Source organism: Sphingobium sp. IP1 (assembly GCF_002708645.1).
Lineage (GTDB): Bacteria > Pseudomonadota > Alphaproteobacteria > Sphingomonadales > Sphingomonadaceae > Sphingobium > Sphingobium yanoikuyae.
In genome coordinates this window covers 1-12,370 of sequence record NZ_NOIW01000135.1, presented here as the reverse complement: position 1 = coordinate 12,370, position 12,370 = coordinate 1, and the positions used below count along the sequence as shown (strand labels likewise).

At 63.4% G+C, this 12,370-nt stretch carries 11 protein-coding genes and 1 pseudogene; all 12 read right to left on the bottom strand.

The window, feature by feature from the left end; all coding sequences use genetic code 11:
- Positions 1 to 612: 612 nt before the first annotated feature.
- Entirely contained in the window at positions 613 to 1,257 is a 645-nt protein-coding gene (locus CG471_RS26555; RefSeq protein ID WP_004212784.1) for an SOS response-associated peptidase, read from the bottom strand.
- Between the two features lie 48 nt (positions 1,258 to 1,305).
- Entirely contained in the window at positions 1,306 to 1,965 is a 660-nt protein-coding gene (locus CG471_RS26550; RefSeq protein ID WP_004212783.1) for an SOS response-associated peptidase family protein, read from the bottom strand.
- A gap of 79 nt (positions 1,966 to 2,044) precedes the next feature.
- Positions 2,045 to 2,971: a nucleotidyl transferase AbiEii/AbiGii toxin family protein gene (locus CG471_RS26545; RefSeq protein ID WP_004212782.1), complete on the bottom strand. Its 927-nt coding sequence runs from the start codon at positions 2,969 to 2,971 to the stop codon at positions 2,045 to 2,047.
- Positions 2,968 to 3,828, bottom strand: coding sequence for a type IV toxin-antitoxin system AbiEi family antitoxin (locus CG471_RS26540; RefSeq protein WP_004212781.1), 861 nt, complete (start codon positions 3,826 to 3,828; stop codon positions 2,968 to 2,970). Before CG471_RS26540 ends, CG471_RS26545 begins: the two co-directional genes overlap by 4 nt.
- A 115-nt stretch (positions 3,829 to 3,943) precedes the next feature.
- Positions 3,944 to 4,873, bottom strand: coding sequence for an LPD7 domain-containing protein (locus CG471_RS26535; RefSeq protein ID WP_004212779.1), 930 nt, complete (start codon positions 4,871 to 4,873; stop codon positions 3,944 to 3,946).
- Positions 4,863 to 6,859 (bottom strand): annotated as a pseudogene (locus CG471_RS26530) (type IV secretory system conjugative DNA transfer family protein). The gene CG471_RS26535 and the pseudogene CG471_RS26530 overlap by 11 nt, the downstream one beginning before the upstream one ends.
- Positions 6,825 to 7,829 carry a P-type DNA transfer ATPase VirB11 gene (gene virB11 / locus CG471_RS26525; protein ID WP_004212776.1) on the bottom strand — a complete coding sequence of 335 codons (1,005 nt, stop codon included), beginning with the start codon at positions 7,827 to 7,829 and terminating at the stop codon, positions 6,825 to 6,827. The pseudogene CG471_RS26530 and the gene virB11 overlap by 35 nt, the downstream one beginning before the upstream one ends.
- Positions 7,826 to 9,064 carry a type IV secretion system protein VirB10 gene (gene virB10 / locus CG471_RS26520; protein WP_037512079.1) on the bottom strand — a complete coding sequence of 413 codons (1,239 nt, stop codon included), beginning with the start codon at positions 9,062 to 9,064 and terminating at the stop codon, positions 7,826 to 7,828. The genes virB11 and virB10 overlap by 4 nt, the downstream gene beginning before the upstream one ends.
- A 5-nt stretch (positions 9,065 to 9,069) precedes the next feature.
- On the bottom strand, positions 9,070 to 9,900 hold the full coding sequence (gene virB9 / locus CG471_RS26515) for a P-type conjugative transfer protein VirB9 (protein WP_037512078.1): 831 nt from the start codon (positions 9,898 to 9,900) through the stop codon (positions 9,070 to 9,072).
- A 23-nt stretch (positions 9,901 to 9,923) separates the two neighbouring features.
- Positions 9,924 to 10,613, bottom strand: coding sequence for a virB8 family protein (locus CG471_RS26510; RefSeq protein ID WP_004212771.1), 690 nt, complete (start codon positions 10,611 to 10,613; stop codon positions 9,924 to 9,926).
- A 340-nt stretch (positions 10,614 to 10,953) separates the two neighbouring features.
- Positions 10,954 to 11,898, bottom strand: coding sequence for a type IV secretion system protein (locus CG471_RS26500; protein WP_004212767.1), 945 nt, complete (start codon positions 11,896 to 11,898; stop codon positions 10,954 to 10,956).
- Positions 11,898 to 12,143 carry an EexN family lipoprotein gene (locus CG471_RS26495; protein WP_080604529.1) on the bottom strand — a complete coding sequence of 82 codons (246 nt, stop codon included), beginning with the start codon at positions 12,141 to 12,143 and terminating at the stop codon, positions 11,898 to 11,900. The genes CG471_RS26500 and CG471_RS26495 overlap by 1 nt, the downstream gene beginning before the upstream one ends.
- Positions 12,144 to 12,370: the final 227 nt, after the last annotated feature.

Below are 12,370 nucleotides of genomic sequence, written 5' to 3'. Positions count from 1 at the left end.
GACCCCGGAGAGACTGTTGCACCCCGGGTCGATCGACATGCCGACGTGACCATTGCCAGAAAAGGCGAAGCATGATGAAGTAGGAAATACCAACGTCCCGCCCTGCCGCAGGGACCTCAGCTAGAGAGTGTTCGAAACCTGAAACGAGACAGGCGCGGCCGCCTTTGGGCCGGGTGGCCTTGGACATACGCGTCCGCCACCCGGTCTCCATAGCTGGGACCGGCTCTCGCTTTTGAAGGTTTCGACGCCTCCACCCATGTCTCCACGGGCAAGGTCAATTAGGCCAGATCGGGTCGAATTTGCAATCACGAAGGCGACTTAGGACGTCGCCAATTCGAATTTTCAACAGGGGAAAGGGAACGCGATACGCTGCTGGGCGCGCGCATCCTTGCTACTCTCGCGCCATGAAACGCCTTCACTCTCGATGGCGGGCTCGACGCGACACCCGCGCTATCTCCACCCTTCGCGAGATCGAGCAGTCGATCGGGGCGCTTGGCGACGAAGATCTTCTCGATCTCGAGGACATATTTGGGACCAGCGACACAGCGCCGCTCGGACGCATGGCGAGGTCGGAAATGGCGCGCAGGGGTCTTCGCGCCTGACTGGCGCTGGCTAGTTCGTCTCCGCCGATTTTGCCGCGCGGCGCGACCACAGCTCGGTGGTCCTGTCCATCTCGATCAACTTGTCCGGGAACACCCGATCCCGGAACGCTTCAACATCGGCGAGCGAGCCGTGCAGCCATCGATCATATTCGTCCTCCTGTAGCAGGACGGGCATTCGGTTGTGGACCGGTGCGATCGCTGCGTTCGCATCGGTCATCAGTCCCGAATAGACTGCACCCCATTCATCGCTGTGCCGCCACATCCCCGCCCAAGCGAAGATCGGGGCATCCTTCACGCGAAACCAGGTCCGGGTCATCGATCCCTTCTCGCCTTCTGCCTCGGCAAATCCCGTCAGCGGAATGAGGCAACGCCACTGAGGCTTGGGCGCGATCCCCCGCCACATGAAGTTGGTGAGATCAGCGATATTGTTGACCGGCTTCGGCTTGATCGGGACACCGGTCTTCTTGCTCTTCATGGGTCGGGGAAAGCCCCAGACCATCGATTCAAGTACCCTCTCGCCATCGGCCTCGCGCACCACCATTCCCGGATATCCCGGCAGGGTCTCCTCGGGCGTGTTGAACGACGCCGGTGCGGCAACACCGAAATGGGCGGCGACCTCGGCAGCGCTTTTGCGCACGGTATAGAGATTACACATGGCTACCCTCGGCGAGGCGACTGTACGGGTTCTTGCTCACTGCCACGCTCAGAGCAATGCCATTTGCGGGCGCAGCGCAACCGGCAGATCGCCGCTGCGCCAGAGATCGTCACTATCGAGTACCTGCATCCGCTCGGCCGCGATGGGCGGGCGAAACTGGAAGCCGATGACATCCTGAATGCTGCCGCCCAGCCAGCGCGCATAATCCTGTGACTCCAGCAGCACGGGCATGCGATCATTATACGGCATGACCGCGCTGTTCGCGTCCATCGTCATGCCGGCATAGACCGGCCCATAGTCCGGCACGTTGCGACAGAAGCCCGCCCAGGCAAGAAGGGGCCGGTCGACGATCGAAAACCAGCTGCGCGTCTTGGCTCTCGCATCGCCGTGCGGATTGGCGAAATGGGTGAGCGGAATGAGGCAGCGATATTGCGGGTGGACGACCATGCTGTCCCACAGCGGATTGGTCAGGTCGGCGACGAGACCGATCCGGCCTGGCGGCTCGTCCCGTTCGCGCATCTCACGGGTGAGCCGCGGAAAGCCCCAGTCCATTTCGCGCAGGATCCGACGGCCGCCCTTTTCGAAGATGACCAGGCCTGGCAGTGCCTCGACAGTCTCCGAAGGGACGACAAGATCAGCCTTCGCCTCGGCATTGAAATGCGCGGCGATGTCGGCAGCTGTACTGATGACTGTGTAGAGCCGTGACATGGCTCACCTCTCGCATCTCACAAAACGAATCGATGCGAGAGCTTATCACGGAACATAGATGGAACAAAACGGGCGAGGCTTACGCCGTCTCCTCGCCGATGCAGTCGCCAAGAGCGCGGAGCTGGCCAGCGAATTTGTCCGGGTTCTCGCGCTGTAGACGCTCGAGATTGATCGCCTTCCACCGCAGCGCAGGCAGTTCGGCAATCTCCGGATCGAGCCCGACCGCCGACCAATCGGGCGCGAGTTCGTGAAACGACATGAGGAAGCGCCTGTTGGCGGGCTGTCGCGCCCGTTCGCCAAGTTCGCTGATCAGGCGCTCGCGCGCGTCGAGCAGCGCCTCGAGCGGCAGGTCCGTGACGGTCATGCCGAGAAACTCCGCACCATATTGATCGCGGATGTCGAGCCGGTGCGGACATAGCAACTCATGGGCAGGGCGCGGATGACTGACGAGGTAGATGAGGAACGCCTTGAAGAGGTCATCGCTGATCCCTTCATTGGCGAAGAGAAAATGAATGTCGAACAGATCGCGCGGGTGCTGGCGGTCGAGCGCGGCCGCGATCTTGCCCGCATAGAGATCTGCCTCGGACACCAGCTGCATCTCGGCAAAACCGAAACGGTCTTCGACCGCGCGGCTGACCGATCGCACGGCAGGCGAAAATACCGTTCCGCGCAAGACCGGCGAGACCTCGATCTTGATCGTCACACCGTCGGCTTGGACGACAAGACGCTTGCCGTCGGGAAGCAGGCGACGCTCGACCGCCATGCGGCCACCCCGTTCGAGACGGCCCGCGACCCGTTCGAGCCCGTCTCTCACGGCCTGCAATGAGCTCTCGCGATCGGCAACCGGAAGGTAGACAAGGTCGATGTCGACCGACAGGCGTGGGAGATCCCGCACGAACAGGTTGATCGCCGTTCCGCCCTTGAGCGCGAAGATCTCCTCCTGCGCGATTTCCGGGATGGCGCGGACCAGCAGTCGTACCTGGTCCGCATAGATCTGCGCCGTCATTGGTCTTCACTTTCGGTTTTGGGGCCGAAGGCTTCGGGCACCGTGATCTGATACCGTGTGTCCAGTCGGCCACCGGGTACGAGCTGGCGTTTGCCCCGGCCCAGATCGACGACGTCGCGATCGATCCGCTTCGCCCAGCCATGCGCGTGACGATCGGCGAAGAACAGGAACAGTCGCTTGGCCCTGATACTCGTGCAGCTTTTCAGCAGGTCCGTCACCAGCCGGGGACGAAGGGTCGTGAGGTTCTCGAAGATCTTGTCGGCATGGTCGAAGGTAAGGCTCGCAGGCACATCGTCCATCAGCTCGATCGTCGCACGCTCGGCGCTGGCGACGCGGAGGAAATGATCCCAGGCTTCGCTGGCCTGTGGCGAGGCCGCCACATCGCCGAGCCGCGTAGTGCCGAGATCGAGGCGGTGCCAGTCGATGCCGAGGTCCGACGCCTCGAACAGCGTGCGTCGGTGCATCACGAGCTGGGCGTTGGTGGACAAGGTCGCGAGCCAGGAAGGGGCTGCATGGTCCGGGTCGTAGAGATGGACCGTCCGTTCCCCGCCGAGCCGGGCGAAATGCCCGAGACCATGGAGCTCGAGAGCGGTTATGCCGCCCACATAGAGTTCGCCGGCTGCGGTCCGCTGCGCCGACATCACTGCCATGTCCCATCGCAGCGATGCTGCGGCACCTTGTGTCGTCGTGCGCCGATAGACCCGGGGCGCGACGCGCTCGAGCCACCCGCGCCGAACATAATCATGGACCGATGTACGGGCGACGCCCTGCGCCTGCAACCACGCCGAATCCACGAGCAGACCCGGCGGCAACGCCGTGAGAAGCTGGTTCAGAGTCTGGCGCCTTTGTCCGTCCATACCGAACAAATTGCCGTATTTCTGAACCGCTGACAAGGATCAGTTTATAATATCGCGATTTCGTTCGCTTCAGACGAACAGAATGCGCGATTGATGAACCAATCGATACGCAGCGTCAGCGGGCCCGATTGCGTTCCGGCGGTTTATGCTCGCGGCCAGGCCGTACTGTCGCGCCGCGCGCGGGCGCCGCGGCAGGCTCCACGCTTCGCTGCACCGACGGACCCCGATCCCGGACTTCGGCAGGCTTTATGGTGCGCCCCGCTGCGACATGCGCCTGAAGCTGCGCCCGGGCGACCCCCATGACCCGCATGATCGCCTCGGGATTGTCGAACAGGGTGCGCTGCACGACCGCTTCCATGACCCGCAACTGGCTGTCGATCGCGCGATCGTTCGGCAGGCTCCGGTCCGATCCGCGCGGCGGCGCGCGATCCGCCTGACCCTGCGTCGACGACCGGCGGGCCGGCGCGGGGTCTCTGCTCTCGGCGGCATCCCGCGACGTTATCGGCGCGATGCTGTTCTTGCTCGCCTCGCCGCGCACGCGATCAAGCTCCTGCAGGTCGCGCTCATTGGGCTTATAGCCCCGGACTTCGAGGCCGTTTCGCGAAGCCTCGAGCCAGGCCGCCCGACGAAAGGTCTCGGATCCGGTGATATGGATGCGGTCCCATCCACGATGCTGCGCGATCGCCACCATGTCCTTGACGACTTCCTGGCTCTCATTGGCCGTCAGCAGCCGCCGTCCCTGATCGCGAAACGCGGGATCCTTCGCGTCGGCCGAGGTGAAATAGGCCGGATCGCCCGACCATTTCGCCTTGTCGGCATAATAGCGTTTGCGCACTGCCTCGGGCAGATCGCCCGCTACGACCGACGGGGCCGTAGGCGCCTGCCTGGCATCCGCCTTGACGGGAGGTGTCGGGGCAATCGCAATCTCGGGTTCGACAGGGTCCGACCGATCTTTGGTGCCGACCGCCTTGCTCACCGTCTTGTCGTCGATCGCGATGCCGTTTGTTCGGCGCCGCGGCGCGCTCGCCTTGCTCTCAGCGGCCATGATGCTGCCTGCCGTCTGCTAATGTATCCGCCATCTCCTGATCCTCCTCGGGTTCGACCGCCGCGCGCGCCGCCATCGCCATGACGAAGGCCAGCGCGGCTTCTTCGTCGCCCGGCGCCGGCAATTCCTCCAATTCGCCAAGCACGAGCATGTCGTCGGTTATCTCGACCGTGCCCGACAGTTCGTCGGCGCTCAACATTCTGGTCACGACAGGCTCCTTTTCAGCAGGCGGGGCAGATGGGTGCAGAGCGGCGCGCTTGGCTTCGATCGCTTGGGCGAGCACATCCGAGCCCGCGCCGATGATCGCCGCCGCCACGGGTTTGGGCGTCGGCAGGCGAACGAGGCGGGGCGCAACCTTTGGCGGGTCGCAAATCCGATCGGTGAACCGGCGCGACCGGAAAAATTCGATCTTGCGGCCGCGGACTGGCGGAATGCCGCCCCGCAGAAGCAGCAGATCGCCCTTGGGCATCTGCATCAGTTCCTGCGGCATCATCAGCGCGCGGCGCTGGTCGCTCTCCGAAATGCTGCGATTGGCGAGCATCCCGTGGATCGTGCGGCTCTTCGATTTCACGTTCATCGTGAAAAAACCGAGCCGCTCGGACAGTTCATTGGCGACCTTCAGCTCCTTTGGCGTGAAGACCACTTCAAGGCCGCAGTTTGCGATGATCTCATCGGTGACGTCTGGGCCGTAGAGCGCGCGTGGCTGCGAACGGCTCTGGATCACGGGCAGCAGGCGCAGGCCATAGCCTGCCACATAGGAGAAAGCCGACGCTATGACGGGGGCCTTGCCGAGCCGGGCGAACTCATCGAGCAAGACCAGCACTGGCACGTTCCCGCCCGTCGCCGGCAACTCTCGCGTGTTGAGGTCGATCAGCTGCTGGAGGAAGAGATTATAGACCGGCGCGATGCGGTCGATATTGTCCGGCGACACCCCAAGATAGATCGACATGCGCTCCCGGCGAACCTGCCGCAGATCAAAATCGGTCTCCGAGGTCGCGGCATCGACGAACGGGTTGAGCCACAGGTTCAGTTTGGACGTGATCGTCTGCTTGATCCCGGAAAAGTATTGTCGGACGCGGAGGTGAAATCGCTCAGGGCCGACACACAGGCCTGGCTCAGCCGCTGCCCGCGCTGCTGCGCCTCTTCGACCACCTTGGGCAATTCGACCTTCGGGTCGCCAGTCGTCATGCGGCGGTAGATCTCGCCGATCGTGAAGGGCAAGGCAGGATTGGCGGCGACAAGCGCCCCGACGCCGACAAAGGCGGCGCGCGCTGCCTCGGCCCAGAACGGATCCGCCTTCTCAGGCGACGGGAACAGCATCCCGCCGATCTTCTGGAGTTCGTTGACGACGTCTATGTCGTCGAGCCGATCAATATAGCTCAGCGGATTGTAGCGCGCGGTGCGGCCTTCGGGGTCGAGAGGATCGAACAGGTGGACCGTCTGACCGTGCCGCGCCCGAAAGCCGGCGGTGATCTCCCAATTCTCGCGCTTCACATCGAGCACGACCACGGAGTCTGCCCAGCTGAGCAGATTGGGAATGACGACACCGACACCCTTGCCGGCCCGGGTCGGGGCTTCGAGCAGGACATGCTCGGTCCCGCCGAACACCAGATAGCGACCGCCTTTCTGGCCGACGATGATGCCCGACTTTGCGCGGAGCTGCTCGCGCCTGATCTCGCTTTCGCGCGCAAAGCGCGCCTCACCGTGCAGGGATCGACCGCGCTTGAGAATGACGAGCAGGATGATGAAGGCGATCGCACCGCTCACCATCGCGCCGCGCTGCAGCCAAAGATGGAGAAGCGGGTCGGCGCGATAATACCACAGCCACGACGGCAGTGCCGTCACCTGCATGTTCGGTCCGATCTGCTTCAGCCCGATCAGCGCCACCAATATCGCGCAAAGCGCGCATGCGAGCGCCGCTCCCAACAGAGCGCCGCCGACAAGCGCGACCTTAGTGAGAGGACTGGCTTGCGACAGCCGGGTCAAAATGCACCTCCTCGACTTCGAATTTTCCGTCTCGCTTGCGGGTCTGGACGACGACATCGACCAGCATGCGCAGCAGCCCGCGAATGTCGTCGCGCGCCAGATCGCGGCCGCCTTCGGATTCCTTGACGAGCAGGGTCAGCTGCTCGAACGCGCCCATCGCGGACCCAGCGTGGACCGTCGTGATCGAACCTGGGTGACCTGAGTTGACATTGCGCAGGTAGAAGAAGGCGGTGCCGTCACGCAGTTCCTGCAGCAGGATGCGATCGGGGCGCATGCGCAATGCGCTCTCGAGAAGCTGCTTGGGTCCGACCTTGGCCAGCCCCTGTCGCTCGCTCGAATAGACCATGTGGACGACATTGCGGTGGTCGACGACAAGCTCGCGTGTGTCCTCGATCGTCAGCAGACGCTCGTCGCGCGGGATGAGCTGGATCAGCGCCTTGGCAAAGGTGGTCTTCCCCGATCCGGTCGCGCCGCTCACCAGGATATTCTTGCGCGCCGCCACCGCGGTTCTGAAGAAAGCCGGCCAGTCGCCGGCGTCCCGCATCGCGACCATCTTCGCGTCGACGTCGGTCAGACCCCGCGCTGCGGCGCGCGTGCCGGCGAACAGGCCGGCCTGGGCAAGCTGGTCGACTGCAAGGTTCACCCGCGATGGCTTGCGGATGGTGAAGGAGGGCGATCCCGTTGGAGTGACCGAGGGGATCACGATCTGGCAGCGTTCGCCGCCGGGCAGGATCGTCGAGCAGATCGGCGTCTCGGCATTGATGTCCTGGCGCGTGAAGCTGGCCGCCGCGACAGCCAGCGTCGCCAGCCACTCGCTGTCGAGTTCGGCGACATCATGCCAATGCCAGCCGCGATGATCCTCGATGCCGACCTCACCCGGCCGGTTGATGACGAGCTCGGTCACCTCGGCAGGCTCCAGCAGCGGCATGATCGGATTGAGAAAATGCCGGAGGACCGCCGTGTCGCTCATTTCTCGCGCCGCAGCTCGAGATTGTAGACGTCCGCGAAATTGAAATCCTTGGCGACGAAGATGCCGACTTCCTCGCCCTGGTTCTTCTTGAGCACGGGTCGGATGTTGATGCTGTTCTGAAGGGCGATGCTCGCGCCTTCGCTCGGCGCCCGCGTGGTGTTGTTGAAATTATTGTTGCCATTGGCGACCGCCTGGCCGGCGATATAGGCGCCATCGTCGACCAGCGAGAGCAGGAGCGCGCTGCCGAACCGTGCCCAGAAGAAGGTATCGACCGAGCCTGCGATCCCGGCCCGGCCCAATGCGTCCGAACCTGGCGATGCGAGGTCGATGCGCACCCCTTGCGGTGTGACCGCGCGGGTCCACAGCACGAACAGGCGGTTCTGACCTTGCTGGATCCCGCCATGATATTCGCCGACGACCTTGGTGCCCTTTTCCATGAGGACGACGCGCCCATTCTCGGAATAGACATCGCGCGGGATAAGGCACGATGTGTAGCCGGGCTGGGCGGAATTCATCGCTGTCTGAAGAACGCACGGGATCAAGGTGCCGGCGGTGACGAGATAGTTGCGATTAGGCAGCATCGAGGCGCGTGCCTCGCCGATTGGCGAACTTTGCCGAAGCGCATCCAGTGCATTGGGCGCGCCGCGCTGTGGCTGGCCGTCGACATCCTCCCCGGGCGCCATAAGAGAACCCGGCCTGCCACTGCCAGTACCGTCCGGTGCCGACGTCGCGAGCCCCTGGGATCGCCCGCCATAGGCAATCAGTGTCGAGCGCCGGGCCTGTTCGGCGATGTTCTGACGATTGTTCTGCGCCGAAGGCGCAGGCGTAGCGCCAGGCTGCATCGCCGGCACGATCTGCCCGTCGGATCCGACCACCTGGCCATCCGGCCCGGGGTTGAGGACCGGCGCATTGGGATCGGACTGCGGGGCGCCAAGAGGCTTGGGTCGCGCCGCGACCGCGTCATAGGCGACAGTTTCGCGTGCCGACAGGTCCGTGCGCTTGGCGGTGGCTTCGGGCTTCGCCATCAGGTTGGCCGCCGGTTTCCCGCTCGGGCCTGAATTGACCCACAAGATACCGAGCACCATCGCGGTGCCGGCGAAGATTAGCGCGGTGTTGCGCTTCGCCGGCGTCATGCCGCCGATGGGATCGATACCCCGGTCGCGCAGGATCTCGTCGCGCTCGGGCGTAGGATCTCCAGTGATCGGGCGGCGATCGTCCGACGCGGTTTCGTCCATCGCGCTCACTCCTTCGGGTCCTGTACGGTGCGGTCGACATGCGACGATGCCGTGTTGGTGCCGGCGTCGAGACCATAGGGTGTCGGCGCCTGGTTATAGATGCACAGCACCTCGCGATTGCGCCGCAGCCGGAGCTGGGTCGCCACGAGGTGAACGACCACGAATTCATCGCGGACGTCGAACGGGACGAGCGTTTCCGACCCATCCGGGCGCACCATGTAGATGGCGGGAATTTCATGATTGCCCGGGAAGCGGAGCACCGTGAACTTGCCGTTGTCCGAGATCTCGGAGGGCTGCAGCGCGCTTGAGCCCTGGACCTTGTAGTTGAGATTGCGCGGACCTTCGATGACGCCGTGGTCGAGTGCGCCGCGCACTGCGCTTGCCTGCATCGCAGCGACGCGCTGGGCTTCCTGCGCGGCTTGCATCCGGGCTGCGCGTTCCGCCTCATCGCGGGGATAGCGGAAGCGCACCTGGAAGAAGGCATCCGAACTTGCGCTGCTGATCGCGCCGCGCCGGGTGGTCAGCTCGAACGCATAGTTGCGCAGTTCTCCGCCGTGGTTGGTGGTGACGATGAGGTTGGTGGGGCCAGCGCGCTCGCGCGGCTTGAGAAAGAGGATATGTCCGGCAACGGCCACTTCCCATGACACGGTGTCGCCAAGGGCCACATGCTCGATCGTCTCGCCGTCGCCGAGCACGATCTGGGTCGCCGTGCGGAAGGTGCCGACAATCCGGTAGACCTGCGTCTCCTGATAATCGACGAATTTGACCCGCGGGTCGGCCGGTCCGCCGCGAGGTGTGTCCTCGGCCAGAGCGGGCTGGGCACCGAGGAGGCACATTGCTGCAAGGGTCAGGAGCCGCTTCACCGGACCACCTCCGGATCGGCTCGATAATTCTCGACCTGGAAGCCGAGCGGATTGCGATAGCGATCGCCCTCCGCCATCGGGGCATTGGTGTAGCGAAAGGTGATGGTCGCGATCCAGTCGCTGTTCTGGATGTTCGTGTCGGTCTGGACCGTGCGGGTGAACCGGACATTGGCGACGCGGTCGTTGATGAAGCTGATGTTGCGAACACGGGCCTGGACCGTCGCTCCCTTGCCCCATGTCACCTGCGGACTCGACGGGTTGTCGTCGTTGAAAAACCGGCCCCAGCGCTGCTGTTCACCCGGCTCGGACAGGATCGCCACCGCCCGGAAATTCTCTTCGGCCGCCGCCGGCAGCCAGCTCTCGCGTGCCCGGACATATTGTGCGAGGAAGAATTTAGTGACGGCTTCGTCGTAGCGCATCGGCTGCTGGGTGAGGGCCGTCTGCACATCGACCGCGCCCGTCGTCTGGTTGACCCGGATGATATAGGGCATGACCGTCTTGAGCGGCGCGAGGCCTGCCAGCGCCAGTGCCTCGGCCGTGCATGCCAGCAATGCGAGGACGGCGACGCCCCAGGCGATCCGTTCCGAGCGCAGCGACTTGCGCTGACGATCCTGGTCCCATGAGCGTGCATGGCCGAAATAGAGTTCGGCGTCGCTTGCTGGCACGCCCTCGCTTTGACGCCGCATGATCAACAGCTCCCATAAGTGGTGGTCTGATCTCGCGACGAAATCTTGTCGGGCGGCGGCGCGGAGGCTGGGACCGGCGGTGGCGGCGATCCACCGGCCGGCGGTTTGACCTGCGGCACCGGGGGCGGGGCAGGGGGCGCGACGACCGCTGGGACAGGCGAGCCGGGCAGCACGCTGCCGTAGACATTGGCGTCGCGTAGATGCCTGCCGTTGCAGATTGGCAGCTTCTTGGGTCCCGACGCGCCATGTGTGGCCATCGGTGCGACAGCGGCGAGGAGCGCGACGCCCTGGAGGATGCGTGTCGTCAGCGGTTTGGACATTGGCGTATTCCTCATGATCATCATGCGCGGCTCACCGTGCCGCCGCGTTGCGCGGCACGTTCGAGATTGCGGCTGTTTCGGGAGATTCGGCGCTGCTGGAAGGGCGCGGCCATGGTGCTCCACGCCGAACCCGCGAATGCGCCGACACCTGCGGCCGCGCCGCCGGCTATGCCGGTCGCGATCGACGGCGCCTGGAAAAAGAAGATCGTGCCGAGGAAGATATAGACGGCGAACATGATTGCGCCGAGTGCCGCATCGGCCACACCTTCTGAGGAGGTTATGGCGAGTGCGCCGAGATCGGTAATCAGCGCCGTAATTGCGATGATCACTGCCATCAGAACGATGTAGTTAAAAGCCTGCCCCAGCCATCCATGGAAGAAGCGGCGTGTTGTTTCGAATAGAGATAGGGCGATAAATATCGGCCCAAGCGCAACGATGATCGCAAGCGCAACCTTGGCGAATACGGTGATGGAAAACCCAATCGCAGCCGATAGACCGGCCAAAGCCTTCAGGCCTAGACTTAGGGTATAGAGTACAAGTTTATATGGATTAATGTCACTGTATGTCGCGGCTTCGGTCTCAATCCGCGCAATGATCGCATCAGCCTGACCATAATAATCATCAAAGACGTTTCCGACACTGGTCACTGTACGCCCCGCGAGGGCTTGCGAAATAGCGTCGGGCATCCCGTGGAAGAGGGGGTTTGTAATCCATTCCGAATACGCCACGGTCGTGGCCGCGAGGTATAGCAGGCAGAGCTTCACCATTCGGTAGAAGAGTTCGCCCCATGGCTCGCTCACGATCCCGCGCATGACCATGTAGCCGAACAGGGCGATATAGATGACTAGCCCGAGCGCCAGCGGGCCGCGCACGACCTCGATGACGTTGGTCAGGCGCTCGTTGAGGAACAGATCGAGCTTGCCGTCGATGCTAACATAGAGCGTCGTGAAGAGACCGTCCTCCATTACCGAACGTCCGATTTTCCTGGACGAGGCGATAGCGAACGTAGCTTCAAGTCCAAGGTTCTCACGCTTTGAGCGTTCGAGCACTCCTGAGGGTCGGGATGGGTCCCATCTGCGCAACTTTTCAGCACTTCGGCGAGTTCTTCAGGATGCGACTTCAAATATTCCTTTCCCCTTGGAGGCTGCTGGCACGCGAGGAGCAGCATAGGCAGCGACAAGACTACCAAGACGGATGCAAGGGGCTTCATGGCTTGAGGCTCCCGAGCTTTGACGCCAGAATTCTTTCGCTTTCCTGTTGCGACCGAATGTCTTGTTCGGCTCGCTGTCGCATCGCTAGCGCTTGAAGCTGGGACTGTCAGGATTTCCGTGTGTGGCCGGGCATAATGGGCAACAAGGAGTCCCACTATGTCACGACGCAAAGAACCTGCCATACCGAATGAGCTTCTCGATCAGCTTTTGGCGGGCGGCGCTGCCA

What these genes read in the sequence shown, in the direction of transcription:
- CG471_RS26555 (WP_004212784.1), bottom strand. Translation starts at nt 1,257, where the DNA reads ATGTGTAATCTCTATACCGTGCGCAAAAGCGCTGCCGAGGTCGCCGCC.
- CG471_RS26550 (WP_004212783.1), bottom strand. Translation starts at nt 1,965, where the DNA reads ATGTCACGGCTCTACACAGTCATCAGTACAGCTGCCGACATCGCCGCG.
- CG471_RS26545 (WP_004212782.1), bottom strand. Translation starts at nt 2,971, where the DNA reads ATGACGGCGCAGATCTATGCGGACCAGGTACGACTGCTGGTCCGCGCC.
- CG471_RS26540 (WP_004212781.1), bottom strand. Translation starts at nt 3,828, where the DNA reads ATGGACGGACAAAGGCGCCAGACTCTGAACCAGCTTCTCACGGCGTTG.
- CG471_RS26535 (WP_004212779.1), bottom strand. Translation starts at nt 4,873, where the DNA reads ATGGCCGCTGAGAGCAAGGCGAGCGCGCCGCGGCGCCGAACAAACGGC.
- virB11 (WP_004212776.1), bottom strand. Translation starts at nt 7,829, where the DNA reads ATGAGCGACACGGCGGTCCTCCGGCATTTTCTCAATCCGATCATGCCG.
- virB10 (WP_037512079.1), bottom strand. Translation starts at nt 9,064, where the DNA reads ATGGACGAAACCGCGTCGGACGATCGCCGCCCGATCACTGGAGATCCT.
- virB9 (WP_037512078.1), bottom strand. Translation starts at nt 9,900, where the DNA reads ATGTGCCTCCTCGGTGCCCAGCCCGCTCTGGCCGAGGACACACCTCGC.
- CG471_RS26510 (WP_004212771.1), bottom strand. Translation starts at nt 10,613, where the DNA reads ATGCGGCGTCAAAGCGAGGGCGTGCCAGCAAGCGACGCCGAACTCTAT.
- CG471_RS26500 (WP_004212767.1), bottom strand. Translation starts at nt 11,898, where the DNA reads ATGGAGGACGGTCTCTTCACGACGCTCTATGTTAGCATCGACGGCAAG.
- CG471_RS26495 (WP_080604529.1), bottom strand. Translation starts at nt 12,143, where the DNA reads ATGAAGCCCCTTGCATCCGTCTTGGTAGTCTTGTCGCTGCCTATGCTG.